The 19,480-nt window shown below is 70.6% G+C and carries 18 protein-coding genes; 14 read left to right on the forward strand and 4 right to left on the reverse strand.

All coding sequences use genetic code 11. The features are described 5' to 3' along the window. The first annotated feature begins 17 nt into the window (after positions 1 to 17). The 8 genes from EIY87_RS18370 to EIY87_RS18405 are packed head-to-tail and all read left to right on the forward strand — an operon-like array spanning position 18 to position 8,302. Positions 18 to 1,508, forward strand: a complete 1,491-nt coding sequence (locus tag EIY87_RS18370) for an ABC transporter substrate-binding protein (RefSeq protein WP_191984146.1) — start codon at positions 18 to 20, stop codon at positions 1,506 to 1,508. Next, positions 1,505 to 2,449 (forward strand): ABC transporter permease, encoded by a 945-nt coding sequence (locus EIY87_RS18375; protein ID WP_125309483.1) that lies wholly within the window; start codon positions 1,505 to 1,507, stop codon positions 2,447 to 2,449. Before EIY87_RS18370 ends, EIY87_RS18375 begins: the two co-directional genes overlap by 4 nt. Next, positions 2,449 to 3,255 carry an ABC transporter permease gene (locus EIY87_RS18380; protein WP_191984147.1) on the forward strand — a complete coding sequence of 269 codons (807 nt, stop codon included), beginning with the start codon at positions 2,449 to 2,451 and terminating at the stop codon, positions 3,253 to 3,255. Before EIY87_RS18375 ends, EIY87_RS18380 begins: the two co-directional genes overlap by 1 nt. After that, positions 3,252 to 3,983: an ABC transporter ATP-binding protein gene (locus tag EIY87_RS18385; RefSeq protein WP_125309486.1), complete on the forward strand. Its 732-nt coding sequence runs from the start codon at positions 3,252 to 3,254 to the stop codon at positions 3,981 to 3,983. The genes EIY87_RS18380 and EIY87_RS18385 overlap by 4 nt, the downstream gene beginning before the upstream one ends. Then, positions 3,980 to 4,753, forward strand: coding sequence for an ABC transporter ATP-binding protein (locus tag EIY87_RS18390; protein ID WP_125309488.1), 774 nt, complete (start codon positions 3,980 to 3,982; stop codon positions 4,751 to 4,753). The genes EIY87_RS18385 and EIY87_RS18390 overlap by 4 nt, the downstream gene beginning before the upstream one ends. After that, entirely contained in the window at positions 4,746 to 6,158 is a 1,413-nt protein-coding gene (locus EIY87_RS18395) for an aldehyde dehydrogenase family protein (protein ID WP_125309491.1), read from the forward strand. The genes EIY87_RS18390 and EIY87_RS18395 overlap by 8 nt, the downstream gene beginning before the upstream one ends. After that, positions 6,155 to 6,910: an SDR family NAD(P)-dependent oxidoreductase gene (locus EIY87_RS18400; RefSeq protein WP_125309494.1), complete on the forward strand. Its 756-nt coding sequence runs from the start codon at positions 6,155 to 6,157 to the stop codon at positions 6,908 to 6,910. Before EIY87_RS18395 ends, EIY87_RS18400 begins: the two co-directional genes overlap by 4 nt. A gap of 9 nt (positions 6,911 to 6,919) precedes the next feature. After that, positions 6,920 to 8,302, forward strand: a complete 1,383-nt coding sequence (locus EIY87_RS18405) for an amidase (protein ID WP_125309496.1) — start codon at positions 6,920 to 6,922, stop codon at positions 8,300 to 8,302. A gap of 152 nt (positions 8,303 to 8,454) precedes the next feature. Here EIY87_RS18405 and EIY87_RS18410 read toward each other — a convergent pair whose 3' ends face one another. Both EIY87_RS18410 and EIY87_RS18415 read right to left on the reverse strand, forming a co-directional pair. After that, positions 8,455 to 9,312: an HpcH/HpaI aldolase/citrate lyase family protein gene (locus EIY87_RS18410; protein WP_125309498.1), complete on the reverse strand. Its 858-nt coding sequence runs from the start codon at positions 9,310 to 9,312 to the stop codon at positions 8,455 to 8,457. After that, on the reverse strand, positions 9,309 to 10,379 hold the full coding sequence (locus EIY87_RS18415; protein ID WP_125309501.1) for an HpcH/HpaI aldolase/citrate lyase family protein: 1,071 nt from the start codon (positions 10,377 to 10,379) through the stop codon (positions 9,309 to 9,311). The genes EIY87_RS18410 and EIY87_RS18415 overlap by 4 nt, the downstream gene beginning before the upstream one ends. Before the next feature lie 421 nt (positions 10,380 to 10,800). Here EIY87_RS18415 and EIY87_RS18420 point away from each other — a divergent pair, with 421 nt between their 5' ends. The 3 genes from EIY87_RS18420 to EIY87_RS18430 are packed head-to-tail and all read left to right on the forward strand — an operon-like array spanning position 10,801 to position 13,059. After that, positions 10,801 to 11,451, forward strand: a complete 651-nt coding sequence (locus EIY87_RS18420) for a hypothetical protein (protein WP_125309503.1) — start codon at positions 10,801 to 10,803, stop codon at positions 11,449 to 11,451. A gap of 10 nt (positions 11,452 to 11,461) precedes the next feature. After that, complete coding sequence (locus tag EIY87_RS18425; protein ID WP_125309505.1) at positions 11,462 to 12,112, forward strand: SDR family oxidoreductase; 651 nt, start codon at positions 11,462 to 11,464, stop codon at positions 12,110 to 12,112. Continuing rightward, positions 12,109 to 13,059 carry a ribose-phosphate diphosphokinase gene (locus EIY87_RS18430; protein WP_125309508.1) on the forward strand — a complete coding sequence of 317 codons (951 nt, stop codon included), beginning with the start codon at positions 12,109 to 12,111 and terminating at the stop codon, positions 13,057 to 13,059. Before EIY87_RS18425 ends, EIY87_RS18430 begins: the two co-directional genes overlap by 4 nt. Here EIY87_RS18430 and EIY87_RS18435 read toward each other — a convergent pair. Further along, positions 13,056 to 14,351, reverse strand: a complete 1,296-nt coding sequence (locus tag EIY87_RS18435) for a D-arabinono-1,4-lactone oxidase (RefSeq protein ID WP_125309510.1) — start codon at positions 14,349 to 14,351, stop codon at positions 13,056 to 13,058. The two genes, EIY87_RS18430 and EIY87_RS18435, sit on opposite strands and share 4 nt — an antisense overlap. An 85-nt stretch (positions 14,352 to 14,436) precedes the next feature. Between EIY87_RS18435 and EIY87_RS18440 the strand changes: the two genes are divergently transcribed. Then, on the forward strand, positions 14,437 to 15,621 hold the full coding sequence (locus EIY87_RS18440; protein ID WP_125309512.1) for an amino acid deaminase/aldolase: 1,185 nt from the start codon (positions 14,437 to 14,439) through the stop codon (positions 15,619 to 15,621). 297 nt (positions 15,622 to 15,918) lie between these two features. Here EIY87_RS18440 and EIY87_RS18445 read toward each other — a convergent pair whose 3' ends face one another. Continuing rightward, positions 15,919 to 16,566: a TetR/AcrR family transcriptional regulator gene (locus EIY87_RS18445; RefSeq protein ID WP_125309514.1), complete on the reverse strand. Its 648-nt coding sequence runs from the start codon at positions 16,564 to 16,566 to the stop codon at positions 15,919 to 15,921. A gap of 130 nt (positions 16,567 to 16,696) precedes the next feature. On the opposite strand from EIY87_RS18445, the gene EIY87_RS18450 reads away from it, so the two are divergent. Beyond that, positions 16,697 to 18,013, forward strand: coding sequence for a GH1 family beta-glucosidase (locus tag EIY87_RS18450; protein WP_125309517.1), 1,317 nt, complete (start codon positions 16,697 to 16,699; stop codon positions 18,011 to 18,013). Beyond that, positions 18,006 to 19,265: an MFS transporter gene (locus EIY87_RS18455; RefSeq protein WP_125309519.1), complete on the forward strand. Its 1,260-nt coding sequence runs from the start codon at positions 18,006 to 18,008 to the stop codon at positions 19,263 to 19,265. Before EIY87_RS18450 ends, EIY87_RS18455 begins: the two co-directional genes overlap by 8 nt. Positions 19,266 to 19,480: the final 215 nt, after the last annotated feature.

Below are 19,480 nucleotides of genomic sequence, written 5' to 3' on the forward strand. Positions count from 1 at the left end.
ACTGAGCTGGAGGCCGAATGAAAGCCCGACTTCACGTGGTGGCAGCGGCGCTGCTGCTCGTGGTGTCCGGCTGCTCGGCCGGCTCGTCCGCCAGCGTTTCCGCAGGTCCGGACACGCTCTCCGTCGGCTTCACGGCGGAGCCGGCGAACTTCGACTTCACGCGCACGGACGGCGCCGCGATCCCGCAGGCGTTGCTCTACAACGTCTACGAAGGCCTGGTGAAGCTCGACTCGCAGGGGCGCGTGGTGCCGCTGCTCGCGAAGTCGTGGACGGTCAGCCAGGATCGCAAGACCTACGACTTCCAGCTGCGACCGGGCGTGAAGTTCAGCAACGGCGCGCCCTTCACCGCCGAAGACGTCAAGTTCTCGCTGCTGCGCGTGAAGACGGACTGGACGATCTCGATCAAGTCCACGATGGACGTCGTCGACCACGTCGACGTCGTGGCCCCGGACCACGCGCGGGTCGTGCTCTCGAAGCCGTCCAACGGCTGGCTGTTCAGCCTCACCAGCCGGCTCGGCGCGATGTTCAGCCCCACCGGCGTCGCGGACCTGGCGAACAAGCCAGTCGGCACCGGGCCGTACGTCGTTTCGGCGCGCAAGCGCGGCGACTCCGTGGTGCTGAAGGCGAATCCCGGGTACTGGGGCCGGAAACCGGCGTACTCGACCGTGGTCCTCAAGTACATCAAGGACCCGACCGCGCTCAACAACGCGTTGTCCAGCAACGGCATCGACGTCATCTCGGCGATCACCGCGCCCGACTCGATCCCGCAGTTCCAGGCCGACGACCGGTTCCAGGTCATCCAGGGCACGTCGAACTCCGAGGTCACGCTGGCCATGAACAACCAGCGCGCGCCGCTGAACGACGTCCGCGTGCGGCAGGCGTTGACGTACGCGATCGACCGGAAGGCGCTGCTCGACACGGCGTGGGCCGGCCGCGGCACGCTCATCGGCAGCATGGTCCCGCCGACCGACCCCTGGTACGAGGACCTCGCGAACGTCTACCCGTTCGATCCCGGGCGCGCCAAGGCGATGCTGACCGAAGCCGGCGCGACGAACCTGAACCTGCGCCTGCGGATCCCGAACCTGCCGTACGCCGTATCGGCCGCGCAGGTCGTCCAGTCGCAGCTGGCCGACGTCGGCGTGCGGACCACGATCGAGCCGCTCGACTTCCCGGCGGTGTGGCTGAAGCAGGTGTTCACCGACCACGACTACGACCTGTCGATCATCCAGCACGTCGAAGCGCGCGACATCACGACGTTCGGGAAACCGAAGTACTACTGGGGTTACGACAGCAAGCGCGTCCAGCAGCTGCTCGCCGCCGCCGACAGCGGGACGCCGGAGCAGCAGGTGGCGGACATGAAGCAGGTGGCGCGGCAGCTGAACACCGACGCGGCCGCGGACTGGCTGTTCCTGTTCCCCAACGTGATCGTGGCGAAGGCCAAGGTCGGCGGGTTCACGCGGAACCAGGTCAGCGAGTCGTTCGACCTCACCGGATTGGCGCCGCGATGACCGCGAAGGTGCTGCGCCGGCTGGCGATCTTCGTGGTCAGCGTCCTGGTCGCGTCGATCATCGTGTTCCTCTTCATGGCCGTGCTGCCGGGCGATCCGGCGCAGGTCGCGCTCGGCGTCAACGCGACGCCGGAGCTGCTCGCCAAGACGCGCGCGGAGTTCGGCATCGACCGGCCGCTCGTGACGCAGTACTTCGACTGGATCGGGGGCGTGCTGCACGGCGACTTCGGCCGTTCGTACGTCACGCGCGACGCGATCGGGCCGCAGCTGCTCGACCGCCTCGGCGTCACGCTCTGGCTCGTCGGCGCGGGGATGCTGGTGGCGCTGGTGATCGCCGTGCCTGCCGGGACGTTCGCCGCGGTGAAGCACCGGAAGGCGTCCGGCGCGGGGGTTTCCGGGCTGTCGCAGATCGGCGTCGCGATCCCCGCGTTCCTCGCCGGGATCATCCTGGTGCAGATCTTCGCCGTGCAGCTGCGGTGGCTGCCGTCCGGCGGGTGGACGCCGCCGAACCAGGACTTCGGCGAGTTCTTCCGCGGGCTCGTGCTTCCCGCGTTGTCGCTGGGCTTGGTGCAGGGCGCGGTGCTCACGCGGTACGTGCGGTCCGCTGTGCTCGACACCCTGGGCCAGGACTACCTGCGCACCGCGCGGTCCAAGGGCCTGCGGCCCGGACAGGCGCTGGTGCGCCACGGCCTGCGCAACGCGTCGGTGCCCGTGGTGACGGTGCTCGGCCTGCAGCTGGCGACGCTGCTGATCGGCGCGGTCGTCGTCGAGCGCGTGTTCGTGCTGCCGGGCCTGGGGTCGATGCTGCTGGACGCCGTCGCCGCCCGCGATCTGCTGACCGTGCAGGGCATCGTGCTGGTGCTCGTGGTCGGCGTGCTGCTGGTCAACTTCGTCGTCGACGTCCTCTACACCGTGCTCGATCCGCGATTGCGGGGTTCGTGATGCGCAATCTCGTGATCGGCGGGGTCCTCGTCGGGCTGGTCGTGCTCGCCGCGCTGCTGTCGTTCGTGTGGACGCCGTTCGACCCGGTGAAGGTCGACGCGGCGAACCGGCTGCTCGGCCCGGGCGCGGCGCACTGGTTCGGCACCGACAAGTTCGGCCGCGACCTGCTGAGCCAGATCATGGTCGGCGCCCGGACGACGTTGTACGTCGGCGTCGTCGCGGTCGGCATCGCCGCCGTGATCGGCACGCCGCTGGGCATCCTCGCCGGGATGTCGCCGCGGTGGCTCGGCGAGTTCGTCATGCGCGTCAACGACCTCGTGCTCGCGTTCCCCGCGCTGCTGCTGGCGATCATGTTCGGCGCGGTGTTCGGGGCGGACACGCTGACCGCGATGGTCGCGATCGGCATCGCCACGATCCCGTCGTTCGCCCGGATCGCGCGGTCCGGGACGCTGCAGGTGATGAGCACCGAGTTCGTCCTCGCGGCGCGGGCCGGCGGCCGGTCGCGGCCGCGGATCGCCGTGCGGCACGTGCTGCCGAACATCTCCGGCCTGCTGATCGTCCAGTCTTCGGTGTCGTTCGCGATCGCGGTGCTCGCCGAAGCGGCGTTGTCGTTCCTCGGCTTCGGCACGCGCCCGCCGACGCCGTCGTGGGGCCGGATGCTGCAGGAGTCCCAGGAACTCCTGACCGTGCACCCGCGGCTGGCGCTGGTGCCGGGCATCGCGATCGCCGTCGCCGTCCTCGGCTTCAACCTTCTCGGCGACGGCCTGCGCGACCGGCTGGACCCCCGATTGGCGGCCCGCGTATGACGCTCTCGGTGCGTGGCCTCAGCGTTTCTTCGCTCGTCCGTGACGTGTCGTTCGAAATCGGGGCGGGCGAGCGGGTCGGCCTGATCGGCGAGTCCGGGTCCGGCAAGTCGCTGACCGCGTTGTCGATCATGGGCCTGCTGCCGGACGAACTCCGCGCGTCGGGGTCGATCCGGCTGGGTGACCGCGAGCTGCTCGGAATGTCCGAAAAGGACTTGTCCCGGCTGCGCGGCGACGAGCTGGCGATGGTGTTCCAGGAGCCGATGACGGCGCTGAACCCGGCCATGCGCGTCGGCCGCCAGGTCACCGAGCCCGGCCGGATCCACGGCCGCCGCCACCGCGCGGAAGACCTCCTCGACGCGGTGGGGCTGGCGGGCACCGCGCGCGCGTACCCGCACCAGCTGTCCGGCGGGCAACGGCAGCGGGTGGTGCTGGCGATGGCGCTGGCCAACGAGCCGTCGCTGCTGATCTGCGACGAGCCGACCACCGCGCTCGACGTCACCGTGCAGTCCCAGATCCTCACCCTGATCAAAGCCGCACTTTCACGTGAAAGTGCGCTCCTGTTCATCAGCCACGACCTCGCGGTGGTGGCGTCGGTGTGCGAACGCGTGCTCGTGATGCTGGACGGCGAGATCGTCGAAGCGGGCTCGACGCGCGAAGTCCTGACGGCGCCGAAGCACGAGTACACGCGAAAGCTCCTGGCCGCTTCGGACCTGGAGGCCCGCCGATGAGCATCGTCGAAGTCCGCGACCTCGAACGCCGCTACGCCCGCCGGGACGTGCACGCCCTGCGCGGTGTCAGCTTCGACGTCGAGGCCGGGCAGCGGTTCGGCATCGTCGGCGAGTCCGGTTCCGGCAAGTCGACGCTGGTCCGGCTGCTGGCCGCGCTCGACAAGCCGACCGCGGGCACGGTGACGTTCCAAGGTCGCCGGATCGACAACCTGCCCGAACACAAGCTCGGCTTCCTGCGGTCGGACCTGCAGATCGTCTTCCAGGACCCGATGGGTTCGCTCGACCCGCGCATGCGCGTGCTGGACATCGTTTCCGAGCCGCTCGGCCGTCGCGAACCCGATCGCGTCGCCGAACTGCTCGCCGCCGTCGGCCTGCCGGTCGACGCCGCGCAGCGCTTCCCGCACCAGTTCTCCGGCGGCCAGCGGCAGCGCATCTCGATCGCCCGCGCGCTGGCGCCGAACCCGAGCGTGCTGCTCGCCGACGAGCCGGTCAGCGCGCTCGACGTCTCCGTGCGCGGCCAGATCCTCGACCTCCTCGCGTCGCTGGTCGAGCAGTTCGCGCTGACGCTGATCTTCGTGTCGCACGACCTCGGCGTGGTCCGGCACGTTTGCGACAGCGTCGCCGTGATGCGCCGAGGCGAGATCGTCGAGCTCGGCGACGTCGACCAGGTCTACGAAGCGCCGCAGCACGAGTACACGCGGGAGTTGCTGGCCGCCGCGCCGAACCTGCGCGCCGAGCTGGCCCGGCTGAGCGGAGGCGACGATGGCTGAGTACCCCGGCGGCCTGCCGGTCGGAGCGGGCTGGGTGTCCACTGTGGATGCCGAAGAAATCGTTTTCCCCTACGACGGGAACGTCATCGGCACCGCGCCGGTCGGCACGCCCGAGCTGGCTCGGCAGGCTGTCGACGAAGCTGTCGCCATCGCGCGCGAAGTGGCTTCGCTGCCTTCGCGGGTCCGGCGTTCGCTGCTCAACGACGTCGCTTCGGCGGTGCGGGATCGGCGCGAGGAGTTCGAGAACCTGCTCGTGCTGGAGACCGGGAAGCCGCTGGTCGACTGCCGCGTCGAGGTCGCGCGCACGATCGTCACCTGGGAAGCCGCCGCCGAAGAGGTGTCACGGCTGCACGGCGAGACCGTGCCGCTGGACCTCCTGCCGTCCGGTGACGGGCTGGTCGGGTTCTGGAAGCGCAAGCCGATCGGCGTCGTCGTCGGCATCGCGGGCTTCAACTACCCGCTGCTGCTGGCGTCGCACAAGATCGCCCCTGCGATCGCCGCGGGCTGCCCGGTGATCGTCAAGCCCGCGCCGCAGACACCGCTGGCCACGCTGTGGCTGGTGCACCTGGTCCGGACGCTCGCGCCGCTGCCCGCCATGGTCCAGCTGGTCACCGGCGACGCCGCCGTGGGCGCCGCGCTGACGACCGACCGCCGGATCGGCGCGGTGTCGTTCACCGGCTCGGCCGCGGTCGGCCACCGCATCGCCCGCGACGCCGCGCCCACGAAGACGTTGCTGGAGCTGGGTTCGAACGCGGCCTTGGTCGTCGCCGAGGACGCCGATCTCGAAGCCGCGGTGGACGCCGTGCTGCGCGGTGGTTTCTACGCTTCCGGCCAGGCGTGCATTTCGGTGCAGCGGGTGCTGGTCGTCGAGTCGGTGGCTTCGGACTTCACCGAACGGCTCCTGGCCCGGCTCGACGAAGTCGTCGTCGGCGATCCGCGGGACGAGAAGACGCGGGTGTCCGCGCTGATCGACCCCGCTTCGACCGAGCGCGTCGCCGCGTGGATCGAGAAGTCCGGCGCCCGCCAGGTCGGCGGCGGTGTCGAGGGAACGTTGCTGCGGCCGACCGTCCTGTTCGACGTCCCCGACGGCGTCGAGGCGTGGGACGAAGAGATCTTCGGCCCGGTCGTCTGCGTGCGCACGGTGTCCGATGTGGACGAAGCTTTCGCCGCGGTCAACGCGTCCCGCTACGGCCTCCACGCCAGCGTCTACAGCAAGTCGCTGAACACGGCGTTCCGCGCGCTGGACGAGCTGGAAGTCGGTGGCGTCGTCGTCAACGAGGTGCCCGGCTTCCGCTCGGACACCATGCCCTACGGCGGGGTGAAGGACTCCGGCATCGGCCGCGAAGGGCCGCGGTTCGCCGTCGAAGAGCTGACCGTGACGCGGATGGCGGTGCTGCGCCCGTGAACTACTCGATGTTGTTCCGCTTGGACGGCCGCCGCGCGCTCGTGCTCGGCGCCGGGGGCATCGGCCGCGAAGCCGCGCGAGCCTTGGCCGCGCACGGTGCCGACGTCGTGTGCGCGGACCGCGACCTCGAAGCCGCGCGCGAGGCCGGCGTCGGCGAGGCGTACGAAATCGACCTGCTCGCACCCGGCGCCGTCGACCGGGCCGCGAGCGACCTCGGCCCGCTCGACGTCGTCGTGCTGACCGCCGCGACGAACGTCCGCAAGCGGCTGCTGGAGTACACGCGGGAGGAGTTCGACCGCGTCATCGCGCTGAACCTCGGCGTGACGTTCGAGGTCGTGCGCGTCTTCGGCGCCGACATGGTCGCGCGCGGGCGGGGGAGCATCATCGGCTTCTCGTCGATCCGCGGCACGACCGTCGAGCCCGGCCAGGGTCCGTACGCGGCCACGAAAGCCGGGCTGGTCCAGCTGTTCCGGACCGCGGCGGCGGAGTTCGGCCCGGCCGGCGTCCGGGTCAACGCGATCGCGCCCGGCGTCGTCGAAACGCCGTTGACCGCGCAGATCAAAGCGAACCCCGAGTGGTACGACGCGTACGCGGCGAAGGGCGCGTTGGGCCGCTGGGCGCGTCCGGACGAGCTGGCCGGCGCGGTCGTGTACCTCGCTTCGGACGCTTCGTCGTTCGTCACCGGCTCCGTGCTCGCCGTGGACGGCGGCTGGACCGCCGTCGACGGCCGCTTCGAACCGCCTGCCTCGTAAGGAGCGCGCATGACCGAGTTGCCCGATCTGACCGCCGTCGAACTCGTCGCGCACTACCGCGCGAAGACGCTCTCGCCGGTCGAGGTGACCGAAGCGGTGCTGAGCCGCATCGAGGCGCGAGAGCCGGAGCTGCACGCGTTGTACGCGTACGACCCTTCAGGCGCGCTCGACGACGCGAAGGCGTCCGAAGCGCGTTGGGCGGCCGACGAGCCGCTCGGCCCGATCGACGGCGTCCCGCTGACGCTCAAGGAGAACATCGCGACCCGCGGCACCCCGGTCCCGCTGGGCACGGCGGCGACTGCGCTGACCCCGGCGGCCGCGGACGCCCCGGCGGCGGCGCGCGTCCGCGAGTCCGGCGGTGTCCTGCTGGCCAAGACCACCATGCCGGACTACGGGATGCTGACGTCCGGGCTGTCGAGCTTCCACGAGACGGCCCGGAACCCGTGGCTGTCGTCGGCGTCGCCGGGCGGCTCGAGCGCGGGCGCGGGCGCGGCGGCCGCGGCGGGCTACGGACCCCTCCACGTCGGCACCGACATCGGCGGCTCGATCCGGCTGCCCGCGGGCTGGTGCGGCCTGACCGGCCTGAAGCCGAGCTTCGGCCGCGTCCCGGTCGACCCGCCGTTCCTCGGCCGGGTGGCGGGCCCGATGACCCGGACGGTCGCCGACACGGCGTTGCTGATGAGCGTCCTGTCGGCGCCCGACGAGCGCGACCACCTGAGCCTGCCCCCGGCGGACCTGGACTGGTCGCTCGAGGCGCCGTCGACGCGCCTGCGCATCGGCCTGCACCTCGACCCCGGCGTCGGCCTCCCGGTCGACCCGGCCACCCGCGACGCCGTCACCGCGGCGGCCCGCGCCTTCGAAGCCGCGGGCGCGGTCGTCGAGCCGGTCGAGCCGTTCCTGACCCGCGAAATGCTCGACGGCCTCGACGTCTTCTGGCGCACCCGCGCCTGGTCGGACATGGCGGCGCTGCCGGAAGAGCGGCGCGCGAAGGTCCTGCCGTACATCGCGGACTGGGCCGCGGGCGGCGCGGAGGTGTCCGGAGTGGACGCGTACCGCGGCTTCGCCCAGATCGACGCGATCAGCGTCGCGGCCCTGCGCGCGACCTCGGCGTTCGACGTGGTGCTCTCGCCGACCTGCCCGGTCGCGGCCCCGCCCGCGGAGTGGGCGTCCCCGACGAACGACCCGGCCCGCCCGTTCGAGCACATCGCGTTCACCGTGCCGTACAACATGTCCGGCCAGCCCGCGGTCTCGGTCAACTGCGGCTACACCGACGACGGCCGCCCGATCGGCGTCCAGCTCAGCGGCCGCCGCTTCGACGACACCGGCGTCCTTCGCGCGGCCGCGGCGTACGAGCGGCTCCGCGGCCCGCAGCGGCCTTGGCCGATCGGGTAGGGAAGAAGTTCCGGTCCTGCGGTGAAGTGGAGGCAGCCCCGGTGACCGGCGCCGAGCAGTTCACCGAGGTGCACGACCGCCACTTCGCCGAGGACGGCTCCGCGGAAACCTTCCTGGTGGCCTATCCGCATCGACGACCTGCCGAAGTGACCTCAGCCCTTGACGGCCTCGGCCAGCGCCAGCACCCGCCGCGCGTTGTCGACGTGGAGGTTCTCGATCATCCGGCCGTCCACGGTCACCACGCCGCGGCCCGCGGCGCGCGCCTCCTCGAAGGCCTCGATGATCCGTCGCGAGCGGTCGATCTCCGCCTCCGAAGGCGCGAAGATCCGGTTGCACGGCTCGACCTGCGCGGGGTGGATCAGCGTCTTCCCGTCGAACCCGTACTGCCGCCCCTGCTCGCACTCGGCTTCGAACCCGGGAAGGTCCTTCACGTCGTTGTAGACGCCGTCGAGGATCACGCGACCGGTCGCCCGCGCCGCCAGCAGGCACAGCGAAAGCCCGCCCAGCAGCGGCCCGCGGCCCGGGACGAACTCCGCGTGCAGCTCCTTGGCCAGGTCGTTCGTGCCCATCACCAGCACGGTCAGCCGCTCGGACGCCGCCGCGATCTCCTCCGCGTGCAGCATCGCGACCGGGGTCTCGACCATCGCCCAGATCTTCGTGTGGTCCGGCGCCCCGCCGAGCTCCAGCGCGCGCTCGATGTTGTGCACCTCGGCCGCCGAGTTCACCTTCGGGACGACCACCGCGGCCGGGCCCGCCGACGCGGCCGCGCGCAGGTCCGCGTCGTGCCACTCGGTGTCCAGCCCGTTGACCCGGATCGTCACCTCGCGCGAACCGTACGAACCCACCGCCGCGCAGACCCGCTCGCGCGCGGCTTCCTTGGCGTCCGGGGAGACGGCGTCCTCGAGGTCGAGGATCAGCGCGTCGGCCGGGATGGTCTTGGCCTTCTCCAGCGCTCTTTCGTTCGCGCCGGGCATGTAGAGGACAGAACGCCTCGGCTTCAACTCCGTCATCCGAGGGCCTCCTTGGTGGCCGCGTCGTACGCCGCGGCGAGTTCGGGGTCGTCCGCCGCGAGGGCGTCGGCCAGTTCGGCGACCACGCGGCACTGCTTCACCGACGCGTCGTCCTGCATCTTCCCGTCGATCATCACCGCGCCCGTGCCGTCGCCCATCTCCGCGATGACGCGCCGCGCCCAGGCCACATCGGACGGCGAAGGCGAAAACACCTTCTTCGCGATGTCGATCTGCACGGGGTGCAGGCTCCACGCGCCGACGCAGCCGAGCAGGAACGCGTTGCGGAACTGGTCTTCGCACGCGACGACGTCGCGGATGTCCCCGAAGGGGCCGTAGTACGGCAGGATCCCGTGCATCGCGCAGGCGTCGACCATCCGCGCCACCGTGTAGTGCCAGAGGTCCTGCTGGTAGGTCGTCCGGCCCGCGGTGAGGTCGTCGCCGGTCGGGTCGGTGCGCACCAGGTAGCCGGGGTGACCGCCGCCGACGCGGGTCGTCTTCATCCGGCGGCTCGCGGCCAGGTCGGCCGGGCCGAGGGAGATGCCCTGCATGCGCGGGCTCGCGCCGGCGATCTCCTCCACATTGGCCACGCCGCTCGCCGTCTCCAGGATCGCGTGCACCAGCAACGGCTTCGTGAGGCCGGCGCGGGCTTCGAGCTGGGCCAGCAGCCGGTCGACGTAGTGGATGTCCTGCGCGCCTTCGACCTTCGGCACCATGATCACGTCGAGCTTGTCGCCGATCTCGGTGACCAGCGTGAGCAGGTCGTCGAGCACCCACGGCGAGTCCAGGCTGTTGACCCGCGTCCACAGCTGCGTCCTGCCGAAGTCGTTCGCCTTCGCGATCGACACCAGCCCGGCGCGCGCGGCCTCCTTGCGGTCGGCGCGGACGGCGTCCTCGAGGTTGCCGAGCAGGACGTCGACCTTCTTCGCGATGTCCGGCACCTTCGCGGCCATCTTCTCGTTGCCGGGGTCGAAGAAGTGGATCATCCGGGACGGCGTCACCGGGATCTCGCGCACCGGGGCGGGCGCGCCCAGGGCGAGCGGGGCGAAGAAGTCCTTCGGGGAGCGCATCGGTCCTCCACGGTGACGACTAAGTGACTGATCGGTAACTTTAGTCGCGGGCGCCCGTCACCGCTGCGGCGTAGCTCACCGCCGGCCGGGTGACGGCGGACAACCGCAGCTCAGCGCCCTGCGTCCACTGTGGATTTTCGCGTGGTTGCGCCGAATGGGCTAGTCGGGCCGGGTGGTGGTGTGCTGCCCCTGGTAGTCGGTCGCGGGCGGACGGTAGTGCCACTCACCTCGCGATCACTCGGTTGGCCGCACCGTTCGACCGAAGTCGGATGACCGCCTACCGACCGGTCATCGACCGCTGAGCGCCGCCGATCGCAGCCACGCGCCTTACCCGGCGACGCCGCGCCGCCGCGCTGTTAGACAAGTGAGGTGCCGGTTTTCCCCGGTCACGAAGCGGTGCAGGTAAGAAGGAGGCGGACTCGTGGCGGCTACACCTCAGAACACCGAGCGCTCGACGGTCGCCGGTGGCGCGAAGCGCAGCCGGTCGATGCCGAGCCGCGTGGTGCCGCCGATCGAGCTCCCCGCGAGCGTCGACGAGCTCGCCCGCGCCGCCGCGGCCCAGCTGGGCTGGAACGGCGTCGTCCTCCCCGAGATCACGATCCTCGGCCGCAAGGTCTGCGTGGTCGCCAAGCTCCGCACCGACGTGCACGCCGAGCGCATCGCGATGGGTGCCGGCCCGGTGGCCGACCGCGCCACCGTCGACACCTGGACCTGGCCGGAGCTGGCCGGAACCGCCCCCGCCCCGGCCGCCGAGATCGTCGGCGTCCTGGCCGTCGCGCGCCACTGGCGCACCGCGATGGCCTCCGCGGTTCCGTTCGCCCGCTACGGCGAGGCCGCGATGGTGCTCCCGTCGCCGGCCGTCCTCACCGAGGACTACGTCGGCAACTGCCTCCCGCGCGCCCGCGCGTACGGCCTCGCCGTCGTGACCGCCGACCCGAACGCGGTCGTCGACCTCGACCTCGAGGGCCGCACCGAGCGCGTCCTGCTCGCCGAGGACCCGGTCTCCCGTCTCGTGAACGAGCTGGTCTACGACCACCTGCTCCGGACCGCGGAGGCGCCCGCTTCGCACTAGGCTCCGCTGCATGCGAGTCGTCATTGCTGGTGGACACGGTCAGATCGCGTTGCGGCTCGAGCGGCTGCTCGCCGCGCGCGGTGACGAAGCGGTCGGGATCGTCCGGAACCCCGCCCACGCGGCGGACCTCGAAGCCGCCGGTGCCCAGGCCGTCGTCCTCGACCTGGAGAACTCCGATGTGGACGCCGTCGCCGACGTCCTGAAGGGTGCCGACGCCGCGGTGTTCTCCGCCGGCGCGGGCCCGGGCAGCGGTACCGCCCGCAAGGACACAGTGGATCGGGGCGCGGCGGCGCTATTCGCCGAAGCGGCCGAGCGCGCCGGGGTCCGGCGGCACATCCAGGTCGGCTCGATCGGGGCCGACAACCCGGAGAACCCCGACGTCACCGAGGAATTCCGGCACTACATGCGTGCCAAGCGCGCGGCGGAAGACGACCTCAAGGCCCGCGACCTCGATTGGACGATCCTGCGGCCGGGCGCGCTCACCGACGACCCGGGCACCGGCCTGGTGCTGCTCGCCGAGCGGACCGACCGCGGCCCGATCCCGCGTGACGACGTCGCCGCGGTGCTCGTCGCCCTGCTCGACGCGCCCGAGACCGCGCGGCGCACCCTGACGCTGATCTCGGGTGAAGACGCCATCAGCGAAGCGATCTCCGCGCTGTGATCACCCAGGCTTCGAGAGAAATCGCCGTCTTCAGCGGCAGCGCGCACCCCGAGCTGGCCGAAGAGATCTGCGCCCACCTCGGCGTCCCGTTGCAGCCGGCCGAAGTCCGGCGGTTCGCGAACGACTGCCTCGAGGTCCAGCTGCAGGCGAACTGTCGCGAACGGGACGTCTTCATCATCCAGCCGCTGGTCAAGCCGGTGCAGGAGCACCTGGTCGAGCTGCTGCTGATGCTGGACGCGGCACGGGGCGCGTCGGCGTCGCGGATCACCGCCGTGATGCCGCACTACTCGTACGCGCGCTCGGACAAGAAGGACGCGCCGCGCATCTCCATCGGCGGCCGCCTGGTCGCCGACCTGCTGGTGACGGCGGGAGCGAGCCGCGTGCTGGCGATGACCCTGCATTCGCCGCAGGTGCACGGCTTCTTCAGCGTCCCGGTCGACCACCTGCACGCGCTGCAGGAGCTGGCGAAGCACTTCCGGCAGTACGACCTCTCGCGGACCACGGTCGTCTCACCCGATCTGGGGAACGCGAAGGAGGCGTCGCACTTCGCGCGGCTCCTCGGCGTCCAGGTCGCGGCCGGCGCGAAGGAGCGCTTCCCGGACGACCGCGTCCAGATCTCCTCGGTCATCGGCGAGATCACCGGCCGCGACGTCATCGTGCTCGACGACGAGATCGCCAAGGGCAGCACGGTGCTGGAGCTGCTCGACAAGCTGGCCGAGCTGAAGCCGCGGTCGATCCGCGTCGCCTGTACGCACGGCCTGTTCGCGGCCAAGGCCATCGAGCGCATCGGCGGCCGGCCGGAGGTGCTGGAGATCGTCTGCACCAACACGGTCCCGGTGCCCGAAGAGGAACGCACCGAGAAGCTGAAGATCCTGTCGATCGCGCCGGCCATGGCCGAGGCGATCCGCCGGATCCACAACGGCGAATCGGTGTCGGCGCTCTTCTAGGCCGAGCCCAGCACCCGGTCCAGGTAGGTGTTCGTGAAGACGCGGTTCGGGTCGGTTTCCTTGCGCACGCGCAGGAAGTCGTCGAAGTGCGGGTAGCGCGAGCGGAGGACGCCGGCGTCGAGGTCGTGCATCTTGCCCCAGTGCGGGCGGCCGCCGACCGCGCCGGCGATCTTCTCGAACGCGCTGAAGTACTCGCGGTACGGCATGCCGACGAACTGGTGGATGGCGATGTAGGCGGAGTCGCGGCCCTGCGCGGTCGACAGCCAGATGTCGTCGGCCGCGGCGACCCGCACCTCGACCGGGAACATCACCGGGTCCTTCAGCGTCGGTACCACGGCGCGTAGCTCGGCGAGCACGTCGAGCACTGATTCACGTGGAACAGCGTATTCCGTTTCGGTGAAGCGGACGTTGCGCGCGGTGACGAAGACGCGGTGGGAGGTGTCGCTGTACTCGCGCGCGGAGAGCATGTTCGACGCGAAGTTGTTCAGCGGCCGCACGAGCCGCGGCATCAGCCGGCCGGTCCGGCAGAGTCCGCCGAACGCGACGTTCTCCATGATCTGGTAGTCGACGAACTCGCGGACCTTGCTCAGCGGCTCGGCCGTCTCGCACCGGTTGTTGCGCTTGACCAGTGCGTTCTTGCCGTAGGGGAACCAGTAGAACTCGAAGTGCTCGTTCTCGTCGGCGAAGTCGTGGAAGCCCTCGAGGACCTGCTCCAGCGGCTCCGGCCGTTCCTGCGCGCGCAGCACGAACGACGGTTCGCACTGGAGCGTGACGGTCGTGATGACACCGAGCGCGCCGAGGCCGACGCGGGCGGCGGCGAAGAGGTCGGGCTTTTCGTCGGCCGAGCAGGTGACGACCGAGCCGTCGGCCAAGACGAGTTCGAGCGCGGCGATCTGGGTGGCGATGCCGCCGAGCTTCGCGCCGGTGCCGTGGGTGCCGGTGGAAATCGCGCCGGCGATGGTCTGCGCGTCGATGTCACCGAGGTTGGTCATGGCCAGCCCGAGCGCGTCGAGGGCGGCGTTGAGCTGCTTGATCGTGGTGCCGGAGCGGACGGTGACGAGCCCGGTTTCGAGGTCGGCCCGTTCGATGCCGGTCCAGTACCGCAGGTCGAGGGCGTCGGAGTCGGCGACGGCGATGGCCGTGAAGGAATGCCCGCTGCCCCACGGGCGCACGGTCCGGCCGGCCGCGGCGACGGTTTCGACGGCCGCCACGATCTCGGCCGCGCTGCGCGGCTGGTGAACGTGCCGCGGCGAGGCGGACGCCGTGCCCGCCCAGTTGGTCCACCGGGTCATCCGCGCGCCCTCCATCGGTCGAGTGCCCGAAACAGTAAGTGAATAGTATTCGCGTTTCAAGCCTTCGTGTCGTACTTTAGACCTCGTGACCAGTGCGACGGTGTACGACTTGGCGACCAAGGACCTCGATCCACCCTTGGCCGTCGTCGACTTGGCGGCCTTCGACGCGAACGCCGACGACCTCCGCCGCCGCGCGGCGGGCAAGCCGATCCGCGTGGTCAGCAAGTCGGTCCGCTGCCGGGCGTTGCTGGAGCGCGTGCTCGCGATGCCGGGCTTCGAAGGCCTGATGTGCTACTCGCTCGCCGAAGCCGTCTGGCACGTCGAGCAGGGCACGACCGAGGACATCGTCGTCGCCTACCCGACGGCCGACCACGAAGCCCTCCGCCGCCTGGCCGCGTCCGAGCCCGCGCGGGCCGCGATCGCGATCATGGTCGACTCGCCGGAGCACCTCGACCTGGTGGACGCCGCCCTCGGGCACGGCCACCCGGAAATCCGCGTGTGCCTGGAGCTGGACGCGTCCTGGCGTCCGGTGCCGGGCGTCCACGTCGGCACGCGCCGCTCGCCGGTGTTCACCCCGAAGCAGGCGTCGACGCTGGCCCGCCAGATCCTCGCCCGCCCGGGTTTCCGCCTGGTGGGCGTGATGGCGTACGAAGGCCAGATCGCCGGCCTCGGCGACGCGGCGGGCGCCCGCCTCAACCGCGCGGTGATCGGCTGGATGCAGCGCAGGTCGGCGGCCGAGCTGAACCGCCGCCGCGGCGACGCGGTCCGCGCGGTCCAGGCGGTGACGTCGCTGGAGTTCGTCAATGGCGGCGGCACGGGCAGCATCGAGTCGACGGGCGCGGACGCGGTCGTCACGGAGATCGCGGCGGGCTCGGGCCTGATCGGCCCGACGCTGTTCGACGGCTACACGAAGTTCAAGCCCCGCCCGGCAGCGTTGTTCGCACTGCCGGTGGTCCGCCGCCCGACCCGCACCATCGCCACCCTGTTTTCGGGCGGTTACATCGCTTCCGGCCCGGCGGGCAATTCGCGCGTTCCGCAGCCGTACCTGCCGACGGGCCTGAAGCTGCTGGGCTTCGAAGGCGCGGGCGAGGTCCAGACCCCGGTGACCGGCCGCGCCGCCCGGACGTTGAAGCTGGGCGACCGCGTCTGGCTGCGCCACGCGAAGGCGGGCGAGCTGGCGGAGCGGTTCACGCACTACCACTTGGTGCAGGGCGACCGGGTGGAGCGCACGGTCCCGACGTACCGCGGCGAGCACCAGAACTTCGGCTGACCCCGGCGTGCGGCGTCCGTGCGGCGGAACACCTGGTTCGCCGCACGATCGCTGTCTTGTCCCGACTCCCGGACGGGTGATCTGCCAGCAACGTCGCGACTGTGCCTCACCCCGGCGTCGACCCCAGCGAGAAGGTGGTCCGGTCGACCTGTACCCCGCACAACCGACCCGCCGCGCGCGGCCCGCCCTTCCCCGGGGGAACCCCCGCTTCCAGTCTATCGGCCCCCACCGACAACCCAGCCGAAACCACGACGTTGTCCACAGCTGTGCATACCTGTGGACAACTTCTGTGGACAACTACGATTGTTCCCCGAACCGGGCCGCCAAGTATCCCTTCACCACGTACTTCGCCTCGGCGACGATCTTCTCGTCCCCCCTCGGCTCCTTCCGGAACGCCAGCTTCAGCAGCGCGTCCGCCACCTCGTTGGCGATGCCGATCGCGAACCGCAGGTCCTCGACCGGCCGATCCACCTGCGTGGCCACCAGGTCCGTCAGCGAATCGACGATCACCGCGTTGTTGTCGCGGGTCTCGTCCAGCAGCTGGCGGTCGATGATGTCGCCGAAGTGGACCTTCGAAAACCCGGGGACCGAGCGGTGCATCTCGAGGTAGATGTCGAGGATCGAGTCGACGACGTCCCACCAGTGTTCCGGGCCGAGCTGCTTGAGGCGCTCGTTCACCGCGCCCACGAACCTCTCCAGGTTGCGGGCGGTAAGCGCTTGCACCACGGCGCGCTTGTCCGGGAAGAACTGGTACAGCGACCCCACGGCGACACCCGCGCGCTTGGCGATCAGGGTGGTCGTCAGCGCGTCGTAACCGAGCTCGTCGATCAACGCCGCGCTCGCGTCGAGCATCTGCTCGACGCGCTTGGCGCTGCGTTGCTGAACCGGCTGGCGGCGCAAGGGGGTGGCTTCTGCCGGCACCTTCGCGGCCTGGATGTCGGACACGGCGCTCCTCCTCGTCTGATCTGGGACTTTATCGTGCCGACGGGGTTCCCCACGGACGAGTGAAGACCTAGTATATGAGAACTTTTCATGTTCACCCGTACGGGTGTCCTGACGAAGGGGTCAGCAGCCGGTGCAGAACCCGAACTTCCCGCCCGACTTCCTCTGGGGCGTTTCGACCTCGGCGTTCCAGATCGAGGGCGCCACCAGCGAAGGTGGGCGCGGACCGTCCATCTGGGACACTTTCACCGCGACCGAGGGCAAGATCGCCCGCGGTGAGACCGCAAACGTAGCCGCCGACCACTACCACCGCTACCCCGAAGACATCGCGCTGATGGCGGAACTCGGGGTCGGCGCGTACCGGATGTCCATCGCCTGGCCCCGAATCCAGCCCGACGGGAAAGGCGCGCCCAACGCCGAAGGGCTCGGCTTCTACGACAAGCTCCTGGACGCCTTGTGCGAGGCGGGGATCGCGCCCGCCGTCACGCTCTACCACTGGGACACCCCGCAGGCGATCGAAGATGACGGTGGCTGGCTCTCCCGGGACACCGCTGAGCGCTTCGCCGAGTACGCCCGCATCCTCGGCGAGCGCTTCGCCGATCGGGTGAAACTGTGGATTCCGCTCAACGAGCCCATGGTCATGTCGATCTACGGCTACGCCATCGGGGAGTACGCGCCTGGGCAGACCCTCCTCCTCGACGCCATCCCGACCGCGCACCACCAGAACCTCGCCCACGGCCTCGCCGTCCAGGCGCTGCGGGCGGCCGGGGCGAGGAACATCGGGACCGCCAACAACCATTCGCCCGTCTGGCCCGCCGACGAGAGCGACCGCGACGCCGCCGAGTGGCTCGACGCGCTCATCAACCGGCTCTACGCGGATCCCGTGCTGCTCGGCAGCTACCCCGAGCAGCTCCACCCGCACTTGCCCGCCGGATTCGACAGCGACCTGCCGACGATCGCGCAGCCGCTCGACTTCTACGGCGTCAACTACTACGAGCCGCAGGGGGTCGCGAAGCCCAGCCCGGGGAACCCGCTGCCGTTCGACCTTCGCCCGATCGAGGGCTACCCGATGACGACGAACGACTCGCCGATCGTCCCGCACGCCCTGCGCGAGCTGCTGCTCGACTTCCACGCGCGCTACCGCGACAAGCTGCCGCCGATCCACATCACGGAGAACGGGTGCAGTTTCGCCGACGAGGTCGCCGAAGACGGCGGGGTGCACGACGCCGAGCGCATCGACTTCCTGCACAGCCACCTGGTCGCGCTGCGCGAGGCGATGGACGCCGGCGTCGACGTCCGCGGCTACTTCTGCTGGTCCCTGCTGGACAATTTCGAGTGGTCCAAGGGCTACGCGCCGCGCTTCGGCCTGGTGCACGTCGACTACGAGACCCTGCGGCGGACGCCGAAGGACTCGTTCCACTGGTACCGGAAGCTGGTGCGCCATGAGTGAAACGACCCGAGCCGTCCCGGAGGCGCTCGCCGAACCCGTCGTGCGGGTGCGGCCTGGCTGGATGAGCCTGCTGTTCTTCGCGAACATCGCGCTCTGGCTGGGGATCTACGCGCCGATCCAGGTGCTGCTGCCGCAGCAGGCCGAGCTGCTCGACCAGGTGAACAAGGAGTTCGTGCTCGGACTGGTGATGGGTGTCGGCGCGATCGTGGCGCTGGTCGTCAACCCGGCGGTCGGGCTGCTGTCGGACCGGACGACTTCGCGGTTCGGCCGCCGCCACCCGTGGACGGTGATCGGGGCCGTGGTCGCCGCCGTCGGGTTGCTGGTGCTGGCGTTCGCGCCGGACGTCGCCCTGATGATCACCGGCTGGTGCCTGGTGCAGGCCGGGCTCAACGGCATGCTCGCCACCCTGATGTCCGCGATCGCCGACCGCGTGCCGGTCGGTCAGCGCGCGCAGGTCGGCGGGCTGGTCGGCATCGCGCAGATGCTCGGCACCGTGCTGGGCGCGGTCGTGGTGGTCGTGATGCTCGGCATCGCCGGGCTGCCGCTGGGGTACGCGGCCTGCGCGGTGATCGTCCTGGTGGGCGCCGCGTTCTTCGTGCTCCGGACGCCGGACGCGCGCCTGCCGGTCGAGTTCCGGCCGTCGTCGAAGGCCGGCGAGGTGCTCCGCAACCTCTGGGTCTCGCCGCGGCGGCACCCGGACTTCGCGTGGGCCTGGTCGTGCCACTTCATGATCAACCTCGGCAACGCGTTCGGGACGCTGTACCTGTTGTTCTTCCTCAAGGACGCGGTGCACTACCCGGACCCGGACACCGGGCTGCTCATCATGATGGCGCTCTACGGCGTCGCGCTCGTGATCGGTGCCGTGCTCGCCGGGCACTTCTCCGACAGGTCCGGACGGCGCAAGCCGTACGTCCTGGCGGCCTCCGGCGTGATGGCGCTGGCCGCCTTGCTGCTCGTGCTGTGGCAGAGCTGGCCGGTGGCGCTCGCCGCGTCCCCACTGCTGGGGGTTGGGTTCGGCGCGTACATGGCGGTCGCGCTGGCGATGCTGACCCAGGTGCTGCCGACGGCGCAGGACCGCGCGAAGGACCTGGGCGTCATCAACATCGCGAACTCGCTGCCGCAGGTGGTGGCTCCGCTGGTGACGCCGCTGGTGCTGTCCTACCTCGGCGGCTACCCGGGCCTGTTCGCGGCTTCGGCCGTCGCGACGCTGCTGGCCGCGGGGCTCGTGCTGCGCGTGAAGGCGGTTCGCTAGGAGCTTTGGAACCGCGGGCCGGTGCCGGTCGGGGGAGGGGAGTGCAACGGCACCGGCCCGCGGAATTCAGGGACCGCCCGGGAGGGCGGATCGCCACGGCCGAACCAGTGGTCCATACCGGGGCTTGATGATCAATCTAGCGGGCGATTACCGCTCCGGCTAGGCCTAACGCGGAATTTTTTCGATTAATCGCGGAACGGTTCGGGATGATGGCC

This window comes from Amycolatopsis eburnea, from assembly GCF_003937945.1.
GTDB lineage: Bacteria > Actinomycetota > Actinomycetes > Mycobacteriales > Pseudonocardiaceae > Amycolatopsis > Amycolatopsis eburnea.